The organism is Filimonas zeae (genome assembly GCF_014641615.1).
Lineage (GTDB): Bacteria > Bacteroidota > Bacteroidia > Chitinophagales > Chitinophagaceae > Filimonas > Filimonas zeae.
The window spans coordinates 1,677,894-1,704,170 of sequence record NZ_BMIB01000001.1 but is presented as its reverse complement, the minus strand read 5'-3'; the positions used below and the strand labels follow the sequence as shown (position 1 = coordinate 1,704,170).

The following is a 26,277-nucleotide window of genomic DNA, read 5'->3' as shown; positions in this document are numbered from 1 at the left end:
CATACAAGCACAAATGGCGATTATCTTTGAACAACGATATCTATAAATACAACCTCACTGACACAGTTTACTGAATAGACCCCAACCTGCCTATATGGCGTTCAGTTTAGCATCTATGGGGATCATCCCCACATATGTGGCGATGAATTTTACAGCAATTTGAAGCGTCCTACATATGTAGCGGTAAGTTTTACATGTGTGGGAATCATCCCCACATATGTGGCGTTCAGTTTAGCAGCTGTGGGATTCATCCCCACATATGTGGCGATCAGTCCCACATGTGTGGGGATCATCCCCACACATGTGGCGTTCAGTTTAGCAGCTGTGGGATTCATCCCCACATATGTGGCGATCAGTCCCATAGCTATGGGGATCATCCCCACAGTACTTTTTACCGTGAAAACAGCCCCCCAAGTGTGACCGACACAACTACAGGCCGCTTACATTGCCAGCTTTTTGAATAATTATTATCAGAAGTAGCAGTACTTACCGCCGTTATCAAGTGTAGCGATCAGATCCATACCAATGTAAATGAGCGCTACACTTGTGGTGATGTTGCCTGCTGAAGAATTAACTGCCCCTGCTGATGCAGCGGCTATTCTGCTTTCCGTAGCATTTTAGATAGCAGCTTTTTTAATTGTACCGCCTCTTCAAAAGTGATACCTATATCCTGCAATTGTTGCTGTAAGCGGGGTACTTCCGCTTTCAGCAACCGACCTTTATCAGTAAGCGAAATAACAATACTTCTTTCATCCTGCTGCGAACGCACCCTATCAATCAGTCCTGTTTCCTGCATGCGCTTCAGTAAGGGTGTAAGGGTATTGGATTGCAGCATCAGCTTTTCAGCCAGTACAGAAAGGCTTACCTGATCCTGCTCCCACAGCACCATCAGTACCAGATACTGCGGATAGGTAATACCCAACTCATCCAGTACAGGCTGGTAACATTTAGTAACAAGCCGTGATGCGGCGTACAGTGGAAAACATAATTGATTTTCCAGTTTATAAGCATCTTCGTGCTTGTTGTATTGTTTTTGTACAGCCTTCATAACGGTGTTGTTAACCCACTGCAATTTACTTTATACCACCTGTAACTGAACATCAATATTACCGCGGGTGGCATTGGAGTAAGGACAAACCTGATGCGCCTTTTCAACCAGTTCCTGCGCCTGCTGGCGTTCAATGCCCGGAATGGTAACTGCCAGTGTTACACCCAGCACAAAACCACCTTGCTCGTTAGGCCCCAACGCCACAGAAGCTTTTACAGAAGAAGGCGACTCAGGTTTTACCTTTGCCTGCTGCATTACCAGATTCAGCGCACTATCAAAACAAGATGCATAACCTGCCGCAAACAGCTGTTCGGGATTGGTATACCCCGCTCCGCTTCCCCCCAGCTCCTTAGGCATTCTTACTTCGAGTTCTAAAGCACCATCTTCACTTGTTACTTTTCCATTTCTGCCACCGGTTACCGTGGCACTTGTTTGATACAAAGTTTTCATATTATATCGGCAACGATTATGTCGTGCACGATGCAAAAATACAATATCGGCGATTATAATACTGAAATTCCGGGCCACTTTTTTTGTTAAGGGAAGCCCAAAACAACAGTGGTTGCGCTTTGTTATTTTACAGCACTGGTATACAGTATGCTAGCTGTGGAATTGATTTTTTCTCTACATTTAATCCAATGCAGTTATTCCGTTTTTTTAGAAAGCATAAGCCCGCTGTTCCACCACCTTCGTACCCTCAACTAACAGAAGTGGTAAGTGTTACTAGTGAACTGGATGAAGCACTGACGCAAATCAATTCGTCGCTACGCTGTGTGCCGGAAGAAGTAGTTATGCAGTTGGCCACCCCAATAGCCATTGTAAGCTACGGCAACCGGTTTGTGCAGGTGTATATAGAAGCTGGCAAAAACACATATTTGCATGAGTTCTGGCATAACGGGGTATATGTAGCGCAGGGATACTTTGACGTTTTGGCTCCTGTTGCCCAGGCCATAAACTACTGGTTAAAAGCAGATATTGATGTAGATGACCTGATACATGAATACCCCTTTATTACGCCATATGATAATTCTGACGAGGCAGCGGCAGTTAAAGAAGTGGAGAAAAGATGGAGTGCCTATTGCTCAGATGGACAAGTACCCGAACTACAGGCATTTTTGCGCTTAGCTGCGGAAGATGAAGTGGTAAGCAAATTATCCCCTTATACAAGTTTATATACACTTTGCTTCAGCAGATGCACGGAGTATCCTTTTGACAATATCTGCATGCCTTTTGTTATCCCCAAAGCCTATGAGAATTACGCCCACCCTTTAGACAAAAGAAAGGTCGCCCCCATGGGTGCCCAACCGGATGAAGGAGAAGTTTTTGTGGTCACCATTAATCGTTATCAATACGTAGGTGAAGGCAATGCTGCAACCGCACTACAACTGGTAAAAAGCCTGCTACCTCCAGGCATCAGGCCCATCAGAAGAAAGTATGATGATTTATAATATAGCTTTAATACTTATACATATCCAGCTCATCAAAATCTTTTATCTCCGATAGCCGCAGCAGCTTGCTGATGTTTATCTTTTTCCAGGTTTCTTTAAACACCTCTTCACCAGGTTCCGCGCTTGTGTTGGTATTAACCACATCCCGCATTTTTTTAGTGGAGAAATTAATACTGGTTTCGCCTTCAATAACTGCCCCACCCCGGCTGGCATCATAACCAATCAGTTCAAAATCGGCATTCTGGTAGCGGAATGTATATGCCCAATAGCCATACCGGCCATGTGCATAGTGAACATACAGGTTACTTTTTTTAATTTCAACAGATAGCTCAGGAGCATAATACACTCCCCCATCCTCGTTTTCAGAAGAAAAACAATCGTAGTTTTTTGATGCTACCTGGTAACCATCCTGCTGTTTAAACAAAACGATAATACCACGCCGGTTACGGTCTACCTTTTTATCAAAGCTGTTAATAACAACCCTGCTTTTATCTGTACCCTTTATAACAAGTATACAATCATCCACGCCGTCTTTATTTAAATCGCCGGTTACTTTTTCAAAAAGCATATATCCTTTAGGTATAAAATCGGTGGGGTTCGGGTTAGTTTGTGCCAATACGGTTGTTGATAAAGCAGCCATTAACAACGGGAGTAGTCTTTTCATTTTGTGTTATATAATGATATAGGACAGCAATCTTATGCATTATCCTGTTTTGTTAAAATAGACAAAGCAATGAGTCCACCGCTTGCGATAATGGCCCCACCTACGAATGGAAATCCTGCTCCAATTAAATCGTTGGTACGGGCAGAGAATAAAAAAGGCAAACAAAACATCATCCCAAACGCTCCGAGAATGATTGCGGCATAAGCTCCGAATTTCACAAATGATTTCATACCAAAACGAGTTATTGTTTTAGCCGGTAATTTAATACAATTATGAAGTAGCAGTAAAGATGAAAACACTTTTAAGTTTAAGCGGGAAGCAACTTCTCCGCAATCAGCAAATCCACCGGCCTTGTAATCTTAATATTAGCGTACTCCCCTTCTACCAGATGCACGGCGTGCCCTGCGGCTTCCACCACCGTAGCTTCATCGGTAAACGCATCACTGAAAGGTTGGGTAAAGGCGGGCAGCAGAATGCTGCTTACAAAGGTTTGCGGGGTTTGTACGATGCATACTTTGGCACGGTCTGCCACGGCAGAGGCCCCCATCTGGCCCTGTACGGGTGCCTGATCCAGCAAGCGGATGCTGTCTGTAGCGGTTACTACGGGTATGGCGCTTCCTTTTTCCAGCGCCTGCTGGTAGCAGCGTTGAATTAAGGCGGCAGAAACCATACAGCGTACACCATCGTGCACAAAAACCACAGAGGCTTCTGTTACCAGCGCCAGGCCATTTTGTACACTGTGGTAGCGGGTATCGCCACCGGCGGTAATGGTAATGCGGCCTTCGGTAGCGGGCAGTGTGGCGTATATATTGTTTATAATTTCTTCGCCCACCGGAAAGTGTGCGGGGGGAAGTACCAGTACCACTTCCATATCGTCAAAAGCGTTAAGGAAGGCGGTAAGGGTGTGCCAGAGTACTGGTTTGTCATGCAGCAGAAGGAACTGCTTGGGAGTAGCACTGCCCATTCTGGTGCCTGCTCCTCCTGCTACAATGACGGCCACTTTTTTCATAGGCGCTATATAATAAACTAAATCAGCTCCTGCAGTTTAGCCACCGCAAGATCAATTTCTTCTTTGGTATTGATTTTACTGAATGAGAAGCGAACGGCCATTCTGTTAGGGTTGGCGGCAAAAGCACGTATTACGTGGCTGCCCGCATCTGCCCCGCTGGTACAGGCGCTACCGCCTGATGCGCAGATATTGTTAATATCCAGGTTAAACAGAATCATTTCGCTTTTTTCTGTTTTAGGAAAGCTTACGTTTAACACCGTATACAAACTGCGGCCGTTTACATCGCCATTGAATGATACATCGGCAACGGTTTTCTCCAGCTGCTCTTTCATGTACATTTTCAGGCTTTTAATATAAGCGCTGTCCTTTTCGTAATTGTCGGTAGCCAGTTGTAATGCTCTGGCAAAGCCTACAATGCCATACAGGTTTTCGGTACCGGCGCGCATGTTGCGCTCCTGAGAACCGCCCTGGATAAAAGGAGTAATTTTGATGTTCTCGTTAATATACAGCATACCCACGCCTTTAGGACCATGAAACTTATGGCCGGCACCGGTAATAAAGTGTACATAGGTATTACGCAGGTCGAAGGGAAAATGCCCTACAGTTTGCACCGTATCGCTGTGGAAAATAGCATTGTATTTTTTAGCCAGCTCGCCTACAGCATGAATATCAATCATATTACCCACCTCGTTGTTGGCGTGCATAAGGGTAATAAGGCATTTTACTTTGCTTTCAGAAAGTAATTGCTCCAGATGTGCCATATCCACGTGGCCGTCTGGCTGAATTTTAACATAGCTCAGTTCTGCCTCGCCCGTGTGCTTCAGATGCTCTACGGTGTGTAAAGTAGCATGGTGCTCGATGGGTGAACTGATGATGTGTTTGCAGCCAAGATCGCGCACAGAGGCGGTAATAGCTGTATTGCTGCTTTCGGTACCACCGCTGGTGAAGAAAATCTCCGCCGGGTGTGCGTTCAGGATTCTTGCAACGGCTTTGCGTGCATTTTCAATAGCCAGTCTGCTTTCGCGGCCATAACTGTAAATGGAGGAAGGGTTGCCGAAATTGGTTGTCAGATACGGCATCATGGCATCCAGCACAACAGGGTCCAGCGTTGTGGTGGCTGCATTGTCCAGGTAAATTCTATTCATGTACTCGGTTGTATTGTGTAAAGTTACGCTTTTTACATGCTCTCCCGTATGTCCTGCATCAGTCGCTTCGCTATGTTATCCGCAGTACTTTCAAAGCTGCTTTCCGCGTAAATGCGTATAATAGGCTCTGTGTTACTGGTGCGCAAATGTACCCAATCGTTATCAAATTCAATCTTAAGGCCGTCTTCCTTGTTTATAGGGTTGTTTTTGTATTTGTCTTGTATTTTGGTGAACACATGGTTTACATCTGCCCCGTTTTCCAGCTCAATTTTATTCTTGCTCATAAAATAGTCCGGATAGCTGTTGCGCAGCTGGCGGGTACTTTTCTGGCTGTGTGCCAGGTGTGTTAAAAACAGCGCAATACCTATCAGCGCATCACGGCCATAATGCAGGTCGGGCACAATAATACCTCCGTTGCCTTCCCCCCCTATTACAGCGTTTACCTGCTTCATTTTAGTAACCACGTTTACCTCGCCTACGGCGCTGGGGTAGTATTCGCCACCATGGTTTACCGCCACATCTTTCAGCGCACGGGTGCTGGACATATTGCTTACCGCCGCTCCTTTGCGGTGCTGCAGTACATAATCGGCCACTGCTACCAGCGTATACTCCTCCCCAAACAGGGTTCCATCTTCGCATACAAAACAAAGCCTGTCCACATCCGGATCTACCGCAATACCCAGCGATGCCTTCTGGCTCACCACCTCATTACACAGCTGTGTAAGGTGCTGCGGCAGCGGCTCGGGATTATGGGCAAATTTGCCGTTGATTTCTCCGTTCAGCACGGTTACTTTGGTAACACCCAGTGCATGCAGCAGCGCAGGTACGGCAATAGCACCTGTGCTGTTAATAGCATCCAGCACAATGCTGAAGCCGGCTTTTTGTATAGCAGCCACATCTACCAGCGGGTAGTTGATTACAGCTTCAATATGTTTTTCTAACGAGGTATTGTCTGTTGTATATCCGCCCAGTTTTTCTACAGGTGCAAATTCAAAATCTTCTGCTGCTGCAAATTCCAGCAGTTGGGCGCCATCGGCTGCGCTTATAAATTCCCCCTCACTGTTCAGCAGCTTCAGCGCATTCCAGTTTTGCGGGTTATGGCTGGCAGTAAGTATAATGCCACCTGCAGCCTTTTCAAACTTCACCGCCATTTCTACCGTAGGCGTAGTGCTTAAATCCAGATCTACCACATCAATGCCCATGGCATTGAGCGTGCTTATTACCAAACGCTGTATTAAAGCGCCGCTTATTCTTCCATCACGCCCTATTACCACTTTTCTGTTATCAGGCTGCTGTGCCATCAGCCATTTGCCGTAAGCCGCTGTAAACTTCACCACATCTAACGGACTTAAAGTTTCGCCGGGTTTGCCACCAATTGTGCCTCTGATACCGGAAATGCTTTTTATAAGCGACATATTTTAAAGTTTCGTACCGGCAAACTTAGCTATTTTGTTTCAGGGATATACATTTGCAGAATAATAATAACCCTCCGTTTATGCCGATGAAAGCCTGGTACAGAGACTGGTTTAGTAGCCCCTATTATCATTTATTGTATAACAACAGAAATGATAATGAAGCATTTGAATTTATTAACAGATTAATAGCTTACCTGCACCCGCAGCCTGGCAGTAAAATGCTGGATGTGGCCTGTGGCAGAGGCCGGCATAGCAAGGCGCTTGCTGAAATGGGATATGATGTAACGGGTATTGACATAGCGCCGGACTCCATTGAAGCGGCCAAAATTAATGAGGAAGAGCATCTGCAGTTTTTTCTGCACGATATGCGCCAGCCTTTCTGGATTAACTACTTTGATTTTGCGTTTAACTTTTTTACCAGCTTTGGTTATTTCAGAACACGGCGCGAGCATGATGCGGCTTTTCGTACCATTGCCCAGAGCCTGAACAACGATGGCACTTTTGTAATAGACTATCTGAACGTACACTATACAGAAGACCACCTTACGCGCGTGGAAAGTAAAAAGGTAGATGACACCTTATTTCATATATCGCGCTGGCACGATGAAGAGCATTTTTTTAAGCAGATACAGATTGAGCAGAACGGCCACGTGCTGAAGCATTTGTATACAGAGCGGGTGGCCAAGTTTTCGCTGGGCGATTTTACAGATATGCTGGCTTACCAGGGGTTACAGGTGCAGGAAGCCTTTGGAGATTATAACCTGGGGCATTACGATGTACGCAAATCGCCCCGGATGATTATTATAGCCAAAAAAGCGAAGAAGTAACCTACTTCGCTTTTTTGTTATTTAGTAACAGATAACGGGATGTTTCGTAAAAAGCATCCGTCATTGCACGATACTCTTTACGCATAGCGTCCGTTATTTCTGTTTTGTTATTGTGTTCAATACTATTCATCTGCTCGGGGCTGCTGTTATCCATGCCATAGCTATAGAAGTACCCCTTATGTAAAAGCCCCAGCCTTTTCTTTTCGGTATCAATAATAAACGCACAGTTGCTGCGTCCGGAATCGGCCGCCAGTCGCTGCCTGTCCAGCAGGTTGCGGCCCAACGCTGTATTGGTATAACCAATGTTACAAAGGCCGGCAATAGTAGGCAGTACATCTATCTGCGAGGCAAGTGCACTGTGTTGCTGTGGCTGCAATAAACCTGGCGCGTAAAACAGCAGCGGTACGTGCTCCGCAGTAAGCGATTGATCGGTATATACCTTAGGCAATATAGCGGTGGCATCGCCAGGTATACCATGGTCGCCAATAAACACAAACACCGTATTGTTAAAATAAGGTTCCTTCTTGGCAGCTTCTATAAACTTACGGAAGCAGAAATCGGTATACCGGAAAGCATTCAGCTCATCGTTACTACCAAACCCATAGGTTCTCAGCGAATCCAGCCGGTGGCTTTCTCTTTTAAACTCCGTAGCATCTTCGGCGGGTATGGTATAAGGGCGGTGATTATCGGCTGTTTGTATAACCGCAAAAAAAGGCTTCTGCTGTTGCTTCAGCACCTTATTGGCTTCCAGAAACAGGTTTTTATCGCTGATGCCCCATACATCTACTTTCTCTGCCTCATAATCGTCCTGCTCGTACAAATGCAGGCCGGGTATATTATTGGTAAGCAGGCCACGCAGGTTGGCCCAGCTGGCACTGCCTCCTATAAAATAATGCTTTTCGTACCCGGCAAAATCGTTAATAATGCTATGCTGGTCTACCGCGGCCGGGTTGCGGCTGGCGGTTTTAAACAACTGCACATCGGGTATACCGGTAACCGTAGCCCATACCCCTTTGGCTGTGCCATAGGTAGGGGTAAAACACTGGTTAAAAAAGATGCCCTGGCGGCACATTTCGTTAAAATACGGTGTAGTGTTAAGCGGATTGCCAGCCATAGAGCTTTTATACATGCTGAACGACTCACATATAACCAGCACCACGTTGGGCTTACCGGCAATAAGACTGTCTGGCCTTTCCACCCTTTTGTAACTGAGGGTATTGCTATCTGGCTGCTGTACGCCCAGGTAGTTGCTCATAAACCCGTAAGCCTCGCGCACCTTCTCTGCATCGTAAGTGGCATGTCTGAAATTAAGTGTGCTGAAGAAAGACTGCAACGGGTTCAACGCCACGTTGGCGGCAAAATCGCCCCCCTGTATGCCAAAAGCATCGCTCCAGCGCAGTGGAAACTGCCCTATGCGGCCAAAAATGCCCAGTCCCAGCGCCAGAAAAAACACTACGCCCCATACAATACGTTTTGTGCGGGATATAGGCCCTGGTTGCTGCAGTGCACGGTTGTAAAACACCCGTATAACAGACAGTAATAGTATAATAATTAAAGCCAGCCCCAGAATAGTCCACCCCAGGTGGTAGGTTTGCCAGGCCATGCTGAGGGATATTTTGGTATCCTCTGCATAATTAAGCAGTGTGGCGCTGAGGCGTTGAGACAGATAGGCGAAATTGCCAAAGTCCACAATATAAAATATAGCCAGTACGGTAATAAATATGCCCCATAGCCAGAAAGCTACCCGCTTACCCCATTTTTTATCCAGCGGGTGCAGCGGCGGTATGGTACCTATAAGAAAAACGATAAGGCAGCCTATGCTTACAATACGTAAATCGAACCGGAGGCCCATCAGATAGGCGTCAATCAGTTCCGTATCTTTTTGTGAAGGGGTACGGAATACATACACTAATACAATCCGCAGCGCCGTCATCAGTAACAAAAAAAAGATGCCGGTAGCAGCTATCCACCGCACATAGCGGGGTACTCTCAGATTTTCCATGCCGCGCAAAGGTACGGATTTGCTTACCTTTAGCGCATGATGTTGTTAAATACTAACGGGTTCTGGATGAAATTACTGGCTATTTTAAACGCCGGCGACACCTGGTTATTTCTGAAAATTAACAATGAATGGACCAACTCTTTCCTGGATAGTATTTTTCCGTGGTGGCGCGACTCCAACACCTGGATACCATTGTACTTCTTTCTTTTATTACTGGTTTTATACAATTTTGGCTGGAAATGCTGGCCCTGGATAGCCGGTGTAATAGTTACCGTGGCCCTTACGGACCAGATAAGCAGCACCCTGCTGAAAAACTGGATTAACCGCCCCCGCCCCTGTAACGACTTTTTTTTAAGCCAGTACGTGCGCCTGTTACTGGGCCGTTGCCCCGGCAGCGGCAGCTTTACCAGCAGCCACGCCGCCAACCATTTTGGCGTAGCCTGTTTTATGTTCTTTACCATGCTGCCTTATTTTAAAAAATGGGGTTACCTGCTGTTTTTCTGGGCAGCAACGGTAAGCTATGGCCAGGTATATATTGGCGTACACTATCCGCTGGATATTATTGGCGGCGCTGTGCTGGGCAGTGTAATAGGCTACCAGCTGGCAAGGGTATTTAACAGGCGGTTTGCACATATGGCCTTTCAAACATTGTAGCTGTGTACCAGAACATGCTTTATTTAGCAATAAAAAATAGAATAAGGGGGTAACAAAAGCAAACATGTGTTGATATAAGCTTATAAAACAAGCTTTATGAAACACAACATTACACTCTTATTACTGCTGCTTTGCCGGTGTGTTTACGGCCAGCAGCCCTCCTTACCGGCCTGGATACCCAACAAGGGTATTACATTAGCTGGCCTGGCCGGCAACTGGCAAATGGCCAATAAGCAACTGAGTAACACCGCCTTTCTGGATAAGGGGTGGCAATGGGGAGGAGAGCTGACCGTTCCCCTGTTTAAACACCTGGACATTGCGGTACAGGGCAGCTACTCCGGCCTGTCTGCCAGCAAAGCCGCCAACTTTGTACGCACACAATACCAGTTACAAGATGGAACCATTCAGGCACATGCCGCAGGCGGGCTGGATGGTGGGCATATGTATACCCTTACTGCCGGGCCGCAGCTGCGCTGGAATCTGGGTAAGTTTAGTATTGCGCCTGGCATTAGTGCCGGGTATATGCAGCTGGCGCGTAAAGGCAACAATCTTAGCGATTCACTATCGCCCGGTGGCGCGGCTGACCGCAAACAACAGGTTACCTTTCTTACCACCAGCGATATAAAGGCCAATGGACTGGTAGTAACACCCCGTTTACAACTGGGGCTGGCGCTTACACAGCAAATAACCCTGCGTGCAGGCATCAGTTATATGACCGGGCCTACGGTTACCAGCAGCAGTGAGGTATTACAACCTTATGGCGAAGCCAAAGATGGTAAGTACACTGTTGGCCAGTATATAGAAGGTAAAAACATTTCGCGCACCGTATCTGCTGCACTTACTGCCTGGAACCTGCAAACAGGCATTGCATGGAGTTTGCCGGGTAGTAAAAGCAGCGCATTGAAACCAGCGCCGGAAAATGAGTTTGCCCCTGCCCGCACCGCGGCGCAACCGGCTCAACCCCGTGCTGATAGCAACGAAACTACTGTAAAAGCAACCGCACCCATCATCATCAGCCCTGCGGGCAATATTACTGCCAGTATGCACCGGCAGAACTTATACATCCACTACATACCTTCCAGCTTTGCGCAAAGCAGCTACCGCCTGGTAATATGGCGTATACGTGATGGTAAAAGAACCCCCATAGTACAACAGGAATATGGCCCGCACTGGAACGGTATAGTGCCCGGCAAACTGTTACAGGTAGATTCAACCGGAATAAGCCTGTACGAAGCGCAGCTGACTGCTTTTTACCAACCCGGCGCTTCCGGCAGCACCAAAAGCAGTTCCAACCTGTTACAGTTTACAGCTGCTGCCATACCTGTATATGAAAACAACGGAGAAAGCAATATTGCACAGTTTAACATACAAAACAACTGCACCGTAGATCATCTTTTTCAACTGGATAGCACCCGCTGTTTGGGTGGCGATACCATTCGTGTATATGGCCATGCGCAGATACTGCCCAACGCAGCAGGTGTTACCAGCGGTGTACTCACCTTCGACCCTACTTTTATTGAAACCACTACCAGCACCAGTGTTACGCCCATCAACTTTCAGCCCGGCAGTGCGGTAACCGTTACAACAGCTTCGCCAACCTCATTCAGTTTTGATATAACAGGCGATATGTGTAACAGGCAACTGCGGGTGTTTTATGATTTTTCTTATCAATGCCCCACGCTGAGCTCACCAGCGCATATACCCTGCGCCGACACCATTTCGCTGCCTTGCTGTATTTGTAATTACTGCGACGATCCGGCCAATATGAACATTAGCCAGGGCACCAAAAACGTTACGCAAAACGGAGGTAACATTCAGGTACAGCAACAGTTTACCGTAACACCGCATAACATTACTGCTGTTACCGCACAGCTGGTGTATATAGAAGAAGATGGTATAGATGAGGCCTGCCGCGCCTGTGCAGAAAATGAAGCAGCCGTATACCATTTTACGGGTAACCAGCAGGCACAATGGAATGGTGGAGGGGCTATTGCAGGTACTGCAGGTAACAGCACCCATACCTTTCCCGCTAAAATAATACGCTGGAACAGCAACAACCAGGGCAACCTGCAATTGCAGATGCAACTGGGCCTGCCCGGCCTGGCACCACTGGAATGCTGCAGCCGTAAAATAAGGTTTTGCATACGGTACACCTTTACCAACCGCGATTGTAAAACCTGCGAAAAACTGGTTTGCTATTCTATTCTCCAGAAAGCACAGCGTGGAGCTCACCAATAAAAACAGAGAAGATGAAAAAGTTAATAACCATACTCCTCGCCTGCTTTGTATTTTGTTTTGCAGGTGCGGCTAAAGCGCAACAGGTAGGCTTAACGCTTACCCCGCAAGGCTCACAGCCTTATACTGCCGGCAACAGTTTTCAGGTATTTGCCAATTACAATTACAGCAATATCACAGGTAATATTGAAGTGGCTATTACGTACAATCCTACCCTGCTATCGTTCTGTGGCAGTGCTTCATTTCCTTACCCGTATACCAGTACTGCTGTAAACTCTACCACACAAACCATTACCTATACTTTTCCTGCCGCAGCAGGCAATAACCAAACCGGGGTTATTATGATGTGTTTTAGCTTCCGGTGTCCGCAAACCTGCACTGGTACTAACATCAACAGTGCTATCAACGGCAGTATCAATGCGCCTTCCAGTTCTGTATCGGCCAATGCGCCACCGGCGGGTGTATCGTCTGTTGTAAGCAACACCTGGACAGGACAGCATACGTTTTTCAGCTTTATACAAAGCAGTTATGAAGTTACTTTCCGCATTATTGTATTTGGCAGTACCTGCTTTCAGGTAAACAATCCATCCTTTGTGGTAACCCCTTCTATAGGCACCGTGGTAAGCGCCAGTAATGCTACTGTAAGCGGTAATATTATTACACCTGCTGTTTCCAGCTTTTTTACCGGAAGCTATGTGTATTACTATACCGTTAAAATACCCTGTAATACCGCAGCAGGTACTGTAGTTACCAGCACCGCAGTACTAAGAGGTACCAATTGCGGTACCGCAAACAGCACCATAGCAACATTGCCGGTGGCCAGTTATACCCTGCCTGCAGTAGTAGCTTCTAACCCCAGTGCTACCATGAGCATAACCAGTGCCATGGGGTATTTTTATAACACCATTACCAATAACGGTAATACGCCTTTAAACCTGTTGCTTACGAATACGCTGCCACCCGTTGCCACCACATCGGTGCAGTTTTCCAGTACCACACAAAGCACAGGTGTTACTGCAGGTTTAACCTATTACGATTGCAGCAACACCGCTTCCACCACTTATCCGCTGCTGCCCGGCGCCTCTAACAGCACGCCGCCGTTATATGCCACTAAAACCACTATGGCTATAAACAATCTGTTACCAGGCCATAGCGCTACTTTTGTTACCTATTACAACCTCAGCAATTCCTGCTCAGGTGTACCCACGCAAACCACCTATCCCTTTATATCTAACCTCACCTTTAACTGCGCCACCAGCAATCTTAGTCAGACTTGTTATAGCTGCACACCCGGCAACGGCGGTATGGTACAGGATACAGCAGTATATTCCTTAAAACCCAATATCCGGTGTTATGCACAATCTGCCCCTGGCGGTTGTTTTGAACCCGGCGATACAGTAAATGTTTGTCTGAAATTTGACAACAACGGCGAAACGGCTTTGAACAGTGGGGTGTTGCAATACAACCTGCCCGCCTTTCTTACCTTTTTGCCAGGCTCTGAAACCTTTACCGGCTTTAGCAGCAACCCTGTTTACCAGAGCAGCACCAATGCCAAATGGAACCTGCCCACCATACCCACCGGTAGCGGTACCTATACCATTTGCTTTAAAGCAACGGTAAATAGCAACGCGCCATACGGCAGTTATAACATGAACTATAATGTTACCGGAACCGGCTACAGCAGCGGAAACCTGGGTTGCCAGTACTTAATTAACATATGTGCGCTGCCCCGTGCAGAGGTGGAAAAAGCGGTAAAAGGTAATCTGGATGCTACCTACAGCAGCACCGGCAATGGTTACCCCGGCAGCACAGCCACATATCAGATTACAGTAAGAAACACCGGTAATACGCCTATAGGCAACATTGTGCTGATTGACAGAATGCCTTTTGTGGGTGATGCTACTATTATGACGTGCACACCGCGCAACAGTCAGTTCAGCCTGTTTCCCACCGCACCACTTACCATACCCGGTGCAACGGTTACGTATTCCTCTACCCCCAATATAGCCACCGGCTGGCCTACAGTAGCTACCGGCTGCGCCAACACGGGTAGTTTTTCAGGCAGCTTTCAACCCAACAGTATTAAAATAAGCCTGGCCAACCCCATACCCGCAGGCGGTAGTTACACGTTTACCTTTCCGGTTACCGTACCTGCCAACGCCACACCAGGGCAGCAGGCCTGTAATACCATTGGCATGATATGCGATCTGGTAGCTAACAACAACAGTACCTCTGCCATGAACCCGGTAGAAAGCAACAACGTATGCCTTACCGTGCAACAGCAGGAAGTACCGCCACCACCCTGTACGCCTTGTAAGGAGGTGTTGAAAAGTGTTACTGCTTCGTTAGGGCAGCTGCAAACAGATACCAGCCACCAGTTGCAACAGGCTACCTTGCAGGTTACCACCAGCAAAGCATTGCAGGAATTGCAGATTAGTGTAGCAGATATTAATTACACCTGGGAAAACAAAGGCTGTGGTAACTGTAACACACCGGTAATTGGCCGCGGTTGTTTGTTTCCGCAAAGCAGCACACAAACCGTAGGTGGTTTGGTGTGGGATAACTATGCCAACACTACCCTGCCACCCAATGCCTCCGGTAACCAGTGCCTGGAAGAGCTGGTGTGGAAGCCGGGCACCCAGGCACCTGCCGGTACTTACCAGATTCCGGTGCAGTTAACATTACCGGTACCTACCGTTACAGAATGCTGCCGCCTGCGTATTAACGCCATCTGCTTCCGGGTTACGTTTAAAGATAAAGACTGCAATACCTGCGATACCATTATTTGCGTGCGCAGTGGCAGCACACCCGGTAATGGCGGTACCGATACGGTTGATTGCTGTAAAGAGAGCCGTTTTACCGGCAACAGCATATCGTGGAAGGCAGTAGCCACCACCACACCAGATGTATCGTTGGCAAAAACCAGCCAGGCCATAGTACCACCGGTGCTGGCCAATGCCATACAGGTGCAGTGCGATAAAACGTATTCGCTTTTTGTAAATACCAGCTATTTGTTCAATGCCAGCTTTCAATGCGCATCACCCGATTGTACTAAAAAAATAGTGCTGCACATAAGCGGCCCCGGTGGCAATGTTACACAAACGCTGAGTGGCACCGGCATAAACCATACGTTTACACAGGCTGGCACTTATTACATTAGCTACGTAGCCTACTGTGGCGATAAAGTATGTGCAACCTGCCGGTATACACTGAACATTAAAAAGCAGGGACTAACCGCCGAACCGGCAGAGCCTATAGGCAATAGTAAACATTAACCCGGCCTGAAAAACAGGGTTTTACAAGCCCAAACGCCCCCTGAGCATATAGCCTTCAGGGGGCGTTTGCATACAATTTATACCTGCCAGGGTAGATAATCCCCCCTGATTTTAAGGAGTTAACAGTGGAATAAGGCCCGGATTCCTTAGTTTTACAACTGATCACTGATCAATCTGTATGATAGAATTATTTATTATTCTTGGCCTTATACTGTTAAATGCACTTTTGTCTCTGGCTGAAACAGCCCTGGTAGCGTCAAGAAAAGCACGGTTGGAAAGCCAGGCTAACAAAGGCGACCTGCGTGCAAAAGAAGCACTGAAGCTAGCCAGTAAACCCGAAAACTTTTTCTCCGCCATTCAAATAGGAATTACCCTTACCGGGGTTATTATAGGTGTGTATGCCGGACAGGACATTAAAGATGCGCTGTCTGCCATTTTAAACCGCTCCCCCTCTCTTCAACCTTACAGCGGCCCCTTATCCATTACCATTGTGGTAATGGTACTTACTTTTCTGCTGCTGGTAATTGGCGAGCTGGTACCTAAACGTATTGGCCTTAGCAACCCGGAAGGTATTGCCAAAAATGTGGCCGGCCCTATGCGGGTGGTTACCAAAATAGCTTACCCATTTATAGCACTGGTATCGTGGAGCAGCAATGCACTGGTAAAGCTGTTTAACGTTAAAAACAACGATAACCAGGTTACGGAAGACGAAATAAAAGCCATTATTAACGAAGGCACCGAGCAGGGTACTATTGAGGAAGCCGAGCAGGAGATTATTGAAAGGGTGTTTCACCTGGGCGACCGTAATATTACCTCGCTGATGGCGCCCCGGGCAGATATTGTGTGGTTTGATTTAAGCAGCACCGTACAGGATGTACGGGAAAAAACCGGCGAAATGGCTTATTCTGTATACCCGGTTTGCGATAAAAACATTGATAACATTCAGGGCGTGGTTTTTTTGAAAGATCTGTTTCTGGCAACGGGCGATACGCCACTGAAATCGCTGGTGCGCAAAGCGGTTTATGTACCGGAAAACAATACCGCCTACCAGCTGCTGGAGAAGTTTAAGGAAAGCCAGAACCACTACGCCTTTATTGTAGATGAGTACGGTACCCTGCAGGGTATTATTACCATGAACGATATTTTAGGTGCTATTATAGGCGAACTGGCCGTGCATGCCGAAAACGACTATGAAGTAGTAGAACGTGCAGACGGCAGCTTTTTAATGGATGCCCAGATTCCGTTTTACGACTTTCTGGCCCGCTTTGACAAAACCGAGTGGATGCACGAAGGCGAGCACGAATTTGATACCCTGGCCGGCTTTATTCTGCACCAGCTGGAACGTATACCCCAAACCGGTGAAATACTGAAATGGAAAGAGTTTACGTTTGAAATTGTAGATATGGATGCCCTGCGTATTGATAAAATACTGGTTACACTAAGCACCGAAGCAGCAAGCAGCATGTAAGCTGCTTTTTTTGTTCCGGCAAAGACTAAAAGTCAAAACCAACCCTGCTTTCGGGATTGGTTATTTTAGAACTCTTTAGTTCCTTACCAGCAGTTACATGAAATATATGTATCTGACTTTCAAACTGTTTATACAAAACATCGGATACAATATCTACCCGTTTAATAACAGCAGGTGCATTGGTTACCTGTAAATAACACCAGGCTGCCTCGCCTTCCTTTTCATATCCGATATAGGATACCGGCATTTTTTGCCCGTTAACGCTTAATTGAAAGTGCTGTTTAAAATAACCGGCTATCTGCTGATCAGTCTTTTCTTTATCGGCCGGATGGCTCAGATCTACCGGAGCTTTGCCAGCCGCCGTAAGTGCTTTTTCAAAATCGTCAATAAACAGCTTGCTGCTTATTTCAATGGTTTTATCCTTTGTGTTCTGCTTTAGGTCGGTAACAGACACAAAAAAAGGATGGAAGAAGAAAAAAGCATTTAGCACACAGTTATAGAAGATTGCAGCCATTCACCGATATTTTTTTGAAACTGTAAAGGTGTATTTTAAGTTTGAGAGTATGAGCAATTTCGGGCTTTTCTTTCAAACAGGCATTGAACACATAACGGACTTAAACGGAATTGACCATATACTTTTTGTTACGGCACTCTGTTTACGGTACGCGGTGAGCGACTGGAGGAAACTGCTGATACTGGTAACTGCTTTTACCATAGGCCACTCTATTACGCTGGCACTGAGCACTTTAAATATACTGGTGTTTTCGAGAGACTGGACAGAGTTTTTGATTGCGGTAACTATTTTAATTACAGCCATCAGCAATTTAAGCAACCGGGAACATACGGTAAACCGCAAAATGCCGTTGTTGTACCTGCTGGCACTGGTATTTGGGTTGATACATGGCCTGGGCTTCAGTAGTTTGCTGAAGAGCATGTTGGGAAAGGATGAAAACATTATAGTAGAGCTGCTGGCATTTAATCTGGGCCTGGAAGTGGGTCAGTTGTGCATTGTAGCGGTGATACTGTTTCTTTCCTTTATCTTCATACGCATATTGCGCCGCAATAAAAGAGAAGTAATTGTTTTTGTAAGCGGAGCCATAGCGGCCCTGGCCTTACAGATGATGATAGAACGGATTCCTGTTTCAAAAGACCAACATAGTAATGAGAAAACTGTTTATTCTGGCGGGTATTACCACCCTGGGTTTTGCAGCGCAGGCCCAGAATATCCGCAACAATCCCGGCTCTAACCACGGTAACGACTTTGAGCAGCTGGGTACCATTTTACCAACTCCTAACAGCTACCGTACCGCCAGTGGCGCCGCAGGGCCCGATTACTGGCAGCAGCGTGCCGACTACCGCATTAAATGTGCACTGGACGAAAAGGCCACACGCCTTACCGGTACAGAAACCATTACCTACTACAACAATTCGCCAGACCCACTAACCTATTTGTGGCTGCAGTTGGATGAAAACCAGCACAGCGCCAGTAAAAACTCCGGCTACCAGGTAGCTTCTTCAGCAAGCAAGCTAAGCCTGGGCGAACTGGAAAAGATGGACAGGGCGCAGACGGATGACAGCCACGGTGTAAACATTATCAGCATTACCGGCGCAGATGGTAAAGCCCTGCCCTACACCGTTAACAAAACCATGATGCGGATAGACCTGCCGGTTACGCTAAAACCGCGTCAGCAGTTAGTGTTTACTATAAAATGGAACTATAAAATAAGCGACCGCCAGAAATACAACGGCCGTGGTGGCTATGAGTATTTTCCGGAAGATGGCAATATGCTGTTTACCATGGCCCAGTGGTACCCACGCCTGTGTGTGTACAGCGATTTTCAGGGCTGGCAGAACCATCAGTTTGCCGGCAGTGGTGAGTTTGCGCTTACTTTCGGCAACTTTCAGGTAGAAATTACGGTGCCTGCTGACCACGTAGTGGGCAGTACCGGCGAATGCCAGAACTACGCCAGCGTACTTAACAGCACCCGCCTGGCCCGTTGGCAAAAAGCGCAAACCAGCAAAGAGCCCGTGGAAATTGTAACCCTGGCCGAAGCAAAACAGGCTGAGCAACAAAAAGCATCCGGCACCAAAACCTGGATATTTAAAGCGGATAACGTACGCGACTTTGCGTGGACATCTTCCCGCAAATTTGTATGGGATGCCATGCCGGTTACGGTAGAGAAAAAGAAGGTAATGTGTATGAGCTTTTATGGCAAAGAAGCCTATGGGCTGTACCGCCGCTTCTCTACCAAAGCAGTGGCGCACACCATCAAATCATACTCGCAGTTTACTATTCCCTACCCTTACCCGGTAGCGCAGAGCATAGAAGCCTCTAACGGTATGGAATACCCGATGATCTGCTTTAACTATGGCCGTACTGAAAAGGACGGCACGTATACAGAAGCTACTAAAAACGGGATGATTGGGGTAATTATTCATGAAGTGGGGCACAACTTCTTCCCCATGATTGTAAACAGCGATGAGCGCCAGTGGACCTGGATGGATGAAGGCCTGAACACGTTTACACAATACCTGACGGAAGAACTGTGGGACAACAAATTTCCCAGCCGCCGTGGGCCGGCCTGGGCCATTACCGATTATATGAAGCTGCCTAAAAACCAGCTGGAGCCCATTATGACTAACAGTGAAAACATTATACAGTTTGGGCCTAACGCCTATTCCAAGCCTGCCACAGGCCTGAACATTCTGCGTGAAACCATTATGGGCCGTGAATTGTTTGACTATGCTTTTAAAGAATATGCACGCCGCTGGGCATTTAAACACCCCACCCCTGCCGATTTGTTCCGTACCCTGGAAGATGCCAGCGGAGAAGATCTGGATTGGTTCTGGAGAGGCTGGTTTTATGGCATTGACCCCTGCGATATTGCTTTAGACAGTGTAAAAGGATATGTGCTGGGCGATGGTAAAAAAGTAATGCTACCTGAGCCTAAAACAGAAAAGAAAAAGCTGGACAAACCTGCGGTGCCTGAGTTTGATGATATTTCTAAAATAAGAAACAGAAACGATAAAAGCATTGAATTTTTAACGGATAAAGATACCAGCCTGCAGGATTTTTACTGGAAGTACGACAGAGGGCTGGTGCCATACGACTCTACTTTTACGTACGATTACACAGACCCCGCAGCTGCCCCACTGGATGACAGCACCAGTAAAAAGTTTGCAGGACGTTATTTGTACGAACTGTCTTTTACCAACAAAGGCGGCCTGGTAATGCCGGTAATTATTGAATGGACTTACGAAGATGGCAGCAAGGAAACAGAAAAGATTCCTGCCCAGATATGGCGTAAAGACGAGAAGCATTTTGACAAAGTGTTTCTGAAAAACAAAGCCGTAGCCAGTGTTCAGCTGGACCCGCTGCGCGAAACCGCTGATATTGATGTAAGCAATAACAGCTGGCCTGCTGTGGAAGTAAAAAGCCGGTTTGAAGTATACAAAAGCAAACAGGCAGTACGCGGCCAATCGCAGGGAATGAACCCCATGCAGAAATAAAGAAATAGCCTAACTTTATAGCAATGCACAGCGATACGGAATGTACAACTCCGTATCGCTGTTTTTATTTTAACACCCATCTTGTTATGATGAAGATATTTGTTGGAATACTATTGTTTTCTGTTACGCTTACCTGCTCCTTTGGACAGACAACGACATTTGACCTTGTAATAAAGAATGCCAATGTGTTTAACAGCCGGACAGGAAAACTTGTGCATAAACAAACCATTCTGATTAAAGAAGGTGTTATTGCTAAGGTAACCAGCGGTAGCAAACATTATGCTGCTGCAAAAACCATTGACGCCGGTGGCAAATTAGTTACACCGGGTTTTATTGATACGCATATTCACCCCACAGATGTATACCGCAGCTATGGACCGTTACAGGAATATTTTGCCAAAGACTCTTTAGAACTTTACAGAAAGCGGCTATCCGATACTTACCTGCCTTACGGCGTAACCACCGCCATGATTCTGGGGCAATCTGAAAAATGGCTGCCGCCCATATTGGACTGGCAAAACAATCCACAGCCCCACTATCTGAACATTTATACGGTAGGGGGCGCACTGGTATCCAGCCAGAGCCGCAAGCCTTATATCAACCACGCCATGGTGACCTCCCCTGCTGCCGCCCGGGAAAAGGTGATAGCATTTTACCAGTCAGGCATAAGGCATATTAAGCTTTACTGGAAACTACGCAGGCCCGAATTTGAAGTGGCATTTAAAACTGCGGATAGCCTGGGCATGAAGGTATACGGGCATATTGACCAGAATGTGATGTTTATTGATACGGCGTTTGATATTGGCTTGCGCAACTACGAGCATGTTTTAACCCTGGTAAACAGCGTTTTGCATGTGAACAGCCCGGAAGGCGAACGCTTTAACGCAGAAATGCTGCAACAGTATGGCCCGGGCCACGCCAATGGCCAGGTGGAACGCCTGGAAATGTTTCGTTTTATGCATGATAAAAGGCCCGGCGCAATAGATTCGTTAATTGATAAACTATCTAAAAGCAACACCACCTACTCCACCTCTATTCACCTGATGGGTGAGCCATTTGGGTTAACTTATTTTACCAACCAAAAAGACACCACATTAACCCCGGCACAAACCAACCGGTGTAAAGAGAACTTTGCGATGTTTATGGGTTATGTAAAGCAACTATTTGACAAAGGAATAACATTGAGAATGGGTACCGACTGGCCCAGCGGCGGCAAGGTGATGCTTTCTGAACAACTGCTTTTAGCAGAATACGGCTTTACCATTCCTCAGATATTGCAGATTTCAACCATAAACGGAGCCACTGCTTTAGGAATGGATAATAAATACGGGGTAATTGAAGAAGGCAAACATGCTGATTTGCTGATATGGGATAAAAGTCCCTTCGACAACTACAAGCACTTTCTGGCCGGTAAAACCATTATTAAAGACGGGATTGTTTTTAAATAAAGAGGGTGCTCATTTGAGTATAACAAGCACCCTCTTTGTTTTATTTTATTTGCCTTATTTAAAATGCTGCTGTACAACCAATGCCATAGTACCTGCGCAGATCTGCCAGTGGCAGGTTTACATTGTTGAAAGGTGTTCTGGCAAACGCATACCATTCGAAAGCGGTTGCTTTACTGGTAAACTTCCTGCCCAGGTGTACTTGCTGTAACACAATAGTATTACGTTTATCCACGCCTGATGCTTTGTTAAAAGCTCCCACTAAATCCAAGGCACCAAACCAACTGTTATAAGTTAATCTGTTGGCAAAACCTGCTGTGGTAAAAAAGTCTTTCACCTCTACCGGGTCGTAAAGGCCCCGTTTATACTCCGGCCTATGTCTTATCACCTCAGCTGAAAGAACCGATATCCAGTTTATACGCCCCAGATCCGCTTTGACAGACAGTGCAAAACGGTGTCTGGTGTAAGGCGATTGCGTATTTATCCACGTGGGTAAATTATAAGGTACGCTTAAGTAATACCCACCCAGGATATTGCTTTTATCGAAAACATAATCAAGCAACAAACTGTTCTTCAACATTCCTAACCGTACGCCGCCCTGAAAGCGTGTATTGTTATTATTTTTATTGAAAAGGGTAAAGGCACTGTAATATCCAAATGAGCCAGGGAAGAAGTTAAGCTGCCCCTGTTCCAAAAGACTCGCCTGTTTGCCCGGTTGAGTGAGCCTGCCCCAACCTGTTTCAGGAAAATCATTAGCAGCAGCCACAGATGCATACAAACGCAGGCTTACCGGGCTTTGCCGGTAAATGCAATGCAACAGATCAAGCGAAGCTGAAGCAAACGGAAAAAAATGCTTTGGCTGGTTCTGGTATTTCAATATGCTGTATAGCATTCCTGCCTGAACATCTACCAGGTCCTGAACGCCCCACGCCAAAGTAGGTGTGGCTATTAAGCTTTTGGTCCTCATTGTAGACCATGTTGTTTGCACAATCGCCCCATTAACACCAGCTGTAGAAACCCATGAAAAGCCCGTGCCAGTGTAATCAATATGCCGGTAACGCACATCCACCGAAGCTGAGAAGTACTGTTGCTTCCGGTGAAAATCGTAGCCAAACCGCTCTCCTACCATCCAGTTTCTTACCTTTTTATCTAAACGACTCAAACTAACAGATTCTCCCGGTATTTCCCCGATACTTTCCTCTCCAAACCGCAGATGGAAAAAGTCTGCTATTATCCGGTTTGAAAAACCTGCCCCCAACGATGACCTGATATCTGCTTTAAGATTCAATAGACGATCTTTATTCAGCATGTTATAATCAAGATATTTATAGGCACCGTTGCCCACAATACGGTAACTATCAGAATGTCGTTGTGTTACATAAGCCGCATCCAGTCTGAAACGATGGTGCTGCAGCACCGCTCCCTCCAGCCATGTATTAACGCGGTAGCGGTTTTCCCGCAACGGCCGTTGCTTTTCGTACCCCCGTAGCTCCACCTGAGGAAAAACATCATGCGTATACCCCGCCGAAGCACCGTAATTAAGCTTGTCTGTTCCGTTAGCAACAGAAAGGTTGTATTGATGATACAGCCCGGCTTTGGCTGCAGAGTCAGCCCGGTTTACGAATGCAGTAGCTCCTGCTGCCCGCCATTGCCATTTACCACTGGTATTGCGTTTGGTGGAAATTAATACCATGTATTGCTGTGAGCGGGCCAACCCCGCAAGCTGGCCTGGCCCGGTTTGCAGAAAAGTAATGGAATCGATATCCTGTATGCTATAAATGTTTACATCATTTACAGGTATGCCATCTACCACAAACATGGTGTTAGTTCCCGTAGCCAGCGCAGGACCAATCCATACACCTATGGCCTGCCCCAGATCGGAGTAAGGCATTTCAGATAGCTGTGCACCAGTAATGGTAAAAGATGGAACCGATTGCCGGGCAACACTAAAGCGCGATAATTGTAACCAGGAAGAATCTTTTTGCGCCTGTAAAGGCTGCTGTATCCCTGCCCATGCAGTCAGCAGCAGAAGCAGCGTTATTTTTTTCATAAGCAATTTGAGTTAAGGTTGAATTGTTTATTGCAATGTAACATGTCTTTTATTAATATATCAATTGCAGGTACTGTAATTTAGAAGCAGATATCCGACATTATTATTATTTAACCAACCAATCATGACAGCAAGATTTCTGCTTCTCTCCTTTCTGAGCGTGTTATTCCTTCCCGCATTCAGCGCCAGCGTAGACACAGTAACCATACAAAGCGCCAGTATGCGTAAACCTATTAAATGTGTGGTAGTAACTCCGGAAGGTTATCAATCTGGTAATGACAAATACCCGGTGGTGTACCTGCTACACGGCCACGGCGGCAATTACGCCAACTGGGTGCGCAATACGGCTACCCTGCAGCCCTGGGCAGATGCATTAAAACTGATAGTGGTGTGCCCCGATGGCAATGTAAGCAGCTGGTATTTTGACAGCCCGCTGGATACCGCCTGGAAATACGAAACCCATGTGGCGCAGGAAGTACCGGATTATATTGATGCGCATTACCGCACCATTGCCAACCGCAAAGGCCGGGCGATTAGCGGTTTAAGTATGGGCGGACATGGTGGCCTTTACCTGGGTATTAAACACAAAGACCGTTTTGGAGCGGCGGGCAGTATGAGTGGTGGGGTAGATTTTCGCCCTTTTCCCAACAACTGGCATATTGCACAAAGGTTGGGAGATTATGCCGGAAACCAGGCGCAGTGGGATAAGAATACAGCCATTAACCTGGTAGACGACCTGAAAACAGGTGAACTGGCATTGATAGTAGATTGCGGCGTGGAAGACTTTTTTATAAGTGTAAACCGCAACCTGCACCAGAAACTGGTGGAAAAAAAGATAGCGCATGATTACACAGAACGCCCGGGAAAACATGACTGGGCCTACTGGAATAATGCGCTACCTTACCAATTATTGTATTTCAGCCGTTATTTTCATCAACAATAACCGGCTGAAGGGTAATAAATATATTCATCAATCAGTAGAGTAGCCTAAGCTACGGCCTCTGCTGATTGTTTTGCACCGGCTGCCTGTTCTTTTTCAATACGCACTTTCTCTTTACGTAACACACGGGAATACAGAGACAGTTTTGGATTAAATATAAACAGCAGAATCAGCTTTGTCCACGACTGGTGAGAAATCAGCGAATCGTAGTAAGCAGGTGCCTTTTCTTTTAACTCGGGCAGTTTATTCCATGGAATGGATGGAAAATCGTGGTGCTCGTTATGGAAACCTACGTTAAACGCTACTTTGTTCAGCGGGCCGTAATAGCTATACGTTTCCTGCGTTGGGTGCAGGGTAAGATAGTGCTCCTGAATCCAGCGGGCGCCCAGTGGGTGTAAGCCTACGGAGAAAAAGAAGCTGGCCAGCATATAAAAGAAAGCTTTAGGGCCTAACAGAGAATATAAAGCCACGTCAAAAGCAATCTGGAAAACCCAGTTTACAAATACCCATCTGTCGAACAACTCAATATTTAAACGTGCGGTACGTACTACCTGGAATACCGGGAAGAACAGAAACCACATTGCTTTGGTTAATGGATTGGGGCTGAACAATTTAGCCTCCCAGAAATCGGGCAGATCTGCATCCAGATCATGCTCACCCTGGTGGGCGTGGTGCTTCAGGTGATAACGCTGAAAACTTACAGAGCTGGGTACCAGGTGCGGCATATTGGCCAGGATACCTGCCAGCAGGTTGGGCACTTTGCCTTTAAACAACAAACCGTGGCTACACTCGTGAATCATTACCCATAAAGCGTGGCTTACAAAGGCACCAAACAGGTAGGCTACCACAAAAACCAGCCACCAGGGCGAATCTTTTAACAGATACGACGCAGTAATCTGCGCGCCTACTAAACCTATAATGAAGAAAATGGTAGAAGGGGTTTTTCCTATCAACTCTTTTACTTCCGGGTGCTGCTTCAAAATCTGACGCACTCTCACATGATGGGGATTTGGCTCTGTCGACCAAACAAAGTCATTGGATTTGGTATGCATGGACTAAAAATAGTATTTTTCCCTAATCTACCAAGCGTGTGGCGTTAAAGATTCCAATAAGGCGCGAATATCTTATTTTTGCCGCCCGAA

At 46.6% G+C, this 26,277-nt stretch carries 21 protein-coding genes; 10 read left to right on the top strand and 11 right to left on the bottom strand.

Annotated features, from left to right (window positions below):
• Nucleotides 1-595: 595 nt before the first annotated feature.
• Both IEY13_RS06825 and IEY13_RS06820 read right to left on the bottom strand, forming a co-directional pair.
• On the bottom strand, nucleotides 596-1,048 hold the full coding sequence (locus IEY13_RS06825; RefSeq protein WP_188951180.1) for a MarR family winged helix-turn-helix transcriptional regulator: 453 nt from the start codon (nucleotides 1,046-1,048) through the stop codon (nucleotides 596-598).
• 30 nt (nucleotides 1,049-1,078) lie between these two features.
• Entirely contained in the window at nucleotides 1,079-1,498 is a 420-nt protein-coding gene (locus tag IEY13_RS06820; RefSeq protein ID WP_188951179.1) for an organic hydroperoxide resistance protein, read from the bottom strand.
• 188 nt (nucleotides 1,499-1,686) lie between these two features.
• On the opposite strand from IEY13_RS06820, the gene IEY13_RS06815 reads away from it, so the two are divergent.
• A complete protein-coding gene (locus IEY13_RS06815; protein WP_188951178.1) occupies nucleotides 1,687-2,496 on the top strand; it encodes a DUF6193 family natural product biosynthesis protein in 810 nt (269 codons plus the stop codon).
• A gap of 7 nt (nucleotides 2,497-2,503) precedes the next feature.
• On the opposite strand, the gene IEY13_RS06810 is transcribed toward IEY13_RS06815, so the two are convergent.
• The 5 genes from IEY13_RS06810 to glmM form a co-directional block, all read right to left on the bottom strand.
• Nucleotides 2,504-3,160 (bottom strand): hypothetical protein, encoded by a 657-nt coding sequence (locus tag IEY13_RS06810; protein ID WP_188951177.1) that lies wholly within the window; start codon nucleotides 3,158-3,160, stop codon nucleotides 2,504-2,506.
• Between the two features lie 32 nt (nucleotides 3,161-3,192).
• Nucleotides 3,193-3,390 carry a hypothetical protein gene (locus IEY13_RS06805; RefSeq protein WP_188951176.1) on the bottom strand — a complete coding sequence of 66 codons (198 nt, stop codon included), beginning with the start codon at nucleotides 3,388-3,390 and terminating at the stop codon, nucleotides 3,193-3,195.
• A gap of 77 nt (nucleotides 3,391-3,467) precedes the next feature.
• Nucleotides 3,468-4,169 carry a 2-C-methyl-D-erythritol 4-phosphate cytidylyltransferase gene (locus tag IEY13_RS06800; RefSeq protein WP_188951175.1) on the bottom strand — a complete coding sequence of 234 codons (702 nt, stop codon included), beginning with the start codon at nucleotides 4,167-4,169 and terminating at the stop codon, nucleotides 3,468-3,470.
• Between the two features lie 17 nt (nucleotides 4,170-4,186).
• A complete protein-coding gene (locus IEY13_RS06795; RefSeq protein ID WP_188951174.1) occupies nucleotides 4,187-5,314 on the bottom strand; it encodes a cysteine desulfurase family protein in 1,128 nt (375 codons plus the stop codon).
• Between the two features lie 32 nt (nucleotides 5,315-5,346).
• Nucleotides 5,347-6,729, bottom strand: a complete 1,383-nt coding sequence (glmM, locus tag IEY13_RS06790; RefSeq protein WP_188951173.1) for a phosphoglucosamine mutase — start codon at nucleotides 6,727-6,729, stop codon at nucleotides 5,347-5,349.
• 80 nt (nucleotides 6,730-6,809) lie between these two features.
• Here glmM and IEY13_RS06785 point away from each other — a divergent pair, with 80 nt between their 5' ends.
• Entirely contained in the window at nucleotides 6,810-7,556 is a 747-nt protein-coding gene (locus IEY13_RS06785; protein WP_188951172.1) for a class I SAM-dependent methyltransferase, read from the top strand.
• Nucleotide 7,557: 1 nt separating this feature from the next.
• On the opposite strand, the gene IEY13_RS06780 is transcribed toward IEY13_RS06785, so the two are convergent.
• Entirely contained in the window at nucleotides 7,558-9,558 is a 2,001-nt protein-coding gene (locus tag IEY13_RS06780) for an LTA synthase family protein (protein WP_188951171.1), read from the bottom strand.
• Between the two features lie 36 nt (nucleotides 9,559-9,594).
• Here IEY13_RS06780 and IEY13_RS06775 point away from each other — a divergent pair, with 36 nt between their 5' ends.
• The 4 genes from IEY13_RS06775 (at nucleotide 9,595) to IEY13_RS06760 (ending at nucleotide 17,190) form a co-directional block, all read left to right on the top strand.
• Nucleotides 9,595-10,212, top strand: coding sequence for a phosphatase PAP2 family protein (locus IEY13_RS06775; RefSeq protein ID WP_188951170.1), 618 nt, complete (start codon nucleotides 9,595-9,597; stop codon nucleotides 10,210-10,212).
• Between the two features lie 96 nt (nucleotides 10,213-10,308).
• Entirely contained in the window at nucleotides 10,309-12,450 is a 2,142-nt protein-coding gene (locus IEY13_RS06770) for a hypothetical protein (protein WP_188951169.1), read from the top strand.
• 11 nt (nucleotides 12,451-12,461) lie between these two features.
• Nucleotides 12,462-15,722: a COG1361 family protein gene (locus tag IEY13_RS06765; protein ID WP_188951168.1), complete on the top strand. Its 3,261-nt coding sequence runs from the start codon at nucleotides 12,462-12,464 to the stop codon at nucleotides 15,720-15,722.
• A 178-nt stretch (nucleotides 15,723-15,900) separates the two neighbouring features.
• Complete coding sequence (locus IEY13_RS06760) at nucleotides 15,901-17,190, top strand: hemolysin family protein (protein ID WP_188951167.1); 1,290 nt, start codon at nucleotides 15,901-15,903, stop codon at nucleotides 17,188-17,190.
• 25 nt (nucleotides 17,191-17,215) lie between these two features.
• On the opposite strand, the gene IEY13_RS06755 is transcribed toward IEY13_RS06760, so the two are convergent.
• Nucleotides 17,216-17,704 carry a DUF6702 family protein gene (locus tag IEY13_RS06755; RefSeq protein ID WP_188951166.1) on the bottom strand — a complete coding sequence of 163 codons (489 nt, stop codon included), beginning with the start codon at nucleotides 17,702-17,704 and terminating at the stop codon, nucleotides 17,216-17,218.
• A 49-nt stretch (nucleotides 17,705-17,753) separates the two neighbouring features.
• Between IEY13_RS06755 and IEY13_RS06750 the strand changes: the two genes are divergently transcribed.
• The 3 genes from IEY13_RS06750 to IEY13_RS06740 all read left to right on the top strand — a co-directional run bounded on the left by IEY13_RS06750 (nucleotide 17,754) and on the right by IEY13_RS06740 (nucleotide 22,148).
• A complete protein-coding gene (locus IEY13_RS06750; protein WP_188951165.1) occupies nucleotides 17,754-18,437 on the top strand; it encodes a HupE/UreJ family protein in 684 nt (227 codons plus the stop codon).
• The gene (locus IEY13_RS06745) at nucleotides 18,352-20,700 is read left to right on the top strand and encodes a M1 family metallopeptidase (protein WP_188951164.1); all 2,349 of its coding nucleotides are present in this window, start codon (nucleotides 18,352-18,354) and stop codon (nucleotides 20,698-20,700) included. The genes IEY13_RS06750 and IEY13_RS06745 overlap by 86 nt, the downstream gene beginning before the upstream one ends.
• Nucleotides 20,701-20,786: 86 nt before the next feature.
• The gene (locus tag IEY13_RS06740) at nucleotides 20,787-22,148 is read left to right on the top strand and encodes an amidohydrolase family protein (protein ID WP_188951163.1); all 1,362 of its coding nucleotides are present in this window, start codon (nucleotides 20,787-20,789) and stop codon (nucleotides 22,146-22,148) included.
• Between the two features lie 58 nt (nucleotides 22,149-22,206).
• Here IEY13_RS06740 and IEY13_RS06735 read toward each other — a convergent pair whose 3' ends face one another.
• Nucleotides 22,207-24,195 carry a TonB-dependent receptor gene (locus tag IEY13_RS06735; protein ID WP_188951162.1) on the bottom strand — a complete coding sequence of 663 codons (1,989 nt, stop codon included), beginning with the start codon at nucleotides 24,193-24,195 and terminating at the stop codon, nucleotides 22,207-22,209.
• Nucleotides 24,196-24,319: 124 nt separating this feature from the next.
• Between IEY13_RS06735 and IEY13_RS06730 the strand changes: the two genes are divergently transcribed.
• The gene (locus tag IEY13_RS06730) at nucleotides 24,320-25,138 is read left to right on the top strand and encodes an alpha/beta hydrolase (protein ID WP_188951161.1); all 819 of its coding nucleotides are present in this window, start codon (nucleotides 24,320-24,322) and stop codon (nucleotides 25,136-25,138) included.
• A 44-nt stretch (nucleotides 25,139-25,182) separates the two neighbouring features.
• Here IEY13_RS06730 and IEY13_RS06725 read toward each other — a convergent pair whose 3' ends face one another.
• Nucleotides 25,183-26,187, bottom strand: a complete 1,005-nt coding sequence (locus IEY13_RS06725; RefSeq protein ID WP_188951160.1) for a fatty acid desaturase — start codon at nucleotides 26,185-26,187, stop codon at nucleotides 25,183-25,185.
• Between the last annotated feature and the right edge of the window lie 90 nt (nucleotides 26,188-26,277).

Bases quoted from the DNA above. Each gene is read 5' to 3' on its own strand.
- glmM (WP_188951173.1), bottom strand. From the start codon at position 6,729: ATGTCGCTTATAAAAAGCATTTCCGGTATCAGAGGCACAATTGGTGGC.
- IEY13_RS06770 (WP_188951169.1), top strand. From the start codon at position 10,309: ATGAAACACAACATTACACTCTTATTACTGCTGCTTTGCCGGTGTGTT.
- IEY13_RS06730 (WP_188951161.1), top strand. From the start codon at position 24,320: ATGACAGCAAGATTTCTGCTTCTCTCCTTTCTGAGCGTGTTATTCCTT.
- IEY13_RS06815 (WP_188951178.1), top strand. From the start codon at position 1,687: ATGCAGTTATTCCGTTTTTTTAGAAAGCATAAGCCCGCTGTTCCACCA.
- IEY13_RS06735 (WP_188951162.1), bottom strand. From the start codon at position 24,195: ATGAAAAAAATAACGCTGCTTCTGCTGCTGACTGCATGGGCAGGGATA.
- IEY13_RS06785 (WP_188951172.1), top strand. From the start codon at position 6,810: ATGCCGATGAAAGCCTGGTACAGAGACTGGTTTAGTAGCCCCTATTAT.
- IEY13_RS06795 (WP_188951174.1), bottom strand. From the start codon at position 5,314: ATGAATAGAATTTACCTGGACAATGCAGCCACCACAACGCTGGACCCT.
- IEY13_RS06725 (WP_188951160.1), bottom strand. From the start codon at position 26,187: ATGCATACCAAATCCAATGACTTTGTTTGGTCGACAGAGCCAAATCCC.
- IEY13_RS06755 (WP_188951166.1), bottom strand. From the start codon at position 17,704: ATGGCTGCAATCTTCTATAACTGTGTGCTAAATGCTTTTTTCTTCTTC.
- IEY13_RS06740 (WP_188951163.1), top strand. From the start codon at position 20,787: ATGATGAAGATATTTGTTGGAATACTATTGTTTTCTGTTACGCTTACC.
- IEY13_RS06825 (WP_188951180.1), bottom strand. From the start codon at position 1,048: ATGAAGGCTGTACAAAAACAATACAACAAGCACGAAGATGCTTATAAA.
- IEY13_RS06760 (WP_188951167.1), top strand. From the start codon at position 15,901: ATGATAGAATTATTTATTATTCTTGGCCTTATACTGTTAAATGCACTT.
- IEY13_RS06775 (WP_188951170.1), top strand. From the start codon at position 9,595: ATGATGTTGTTAAATACTAACGGGTTCTGGATGAAATTACTGGCTATT.
- IEY13_RS06780 (WP_188951171.1), bottom strand. From the start codon at position 9,558: ATGGAAAATCTGAGAGTACCCCGCTATGTGCGGTGGATAGCTGCTACC.
- IEY13_RS06745 (WP_188951164.1), top strand. From the start codon at position 18,352: ATGAGAAAACTGTTTATTCTGGCGGGTATTACCACCCTGGGTTTTGCA.
- IEY13_RS06820 (WP_188951179.1), bottom strand. From the start codon at position 1,498: ATGAAAACTTTGTATCAAACAAGTGCCACGGTAACCGGTGGCAGAAAT.
- IEY13_RS06765 (WP_188951168.1), top strand. From the start codon at position 12,462: ATGAAAAAGTTAATAACCATACTCCTCGCCTGCTTTGTATTTTGTTTT.
- IEY13_RS06810 (WP_188951177.1), bottom strand. From the start codon at position 3,160: ATGAAAAGACTACTCCCGTTGTTAATGGCTGCTTTATCAACAACCGTA.
- IEY13_RS06750 (WP_188951165.1), top strand. From the start codon at position 17,754: ATGAGCAATTTCGGGCTTTTCTTTCAAACAGGCATTGAACACATAACG.
- IEY13_RS06805 (WP_188951176.1), bottom strand. From the start codon at position 3,390: ATGAAATCATTTGTGAAATTCGGAGCTTATGCCGCAATCATTCTCGGA.
- IEY13_RS06800 (WP_188951175.1), bottom strand. From the start codon at position 4,169: ATGAAAAAAGTGGCCGTCATTGTAGCAGGAGGAGCAGGCACCAGAATG.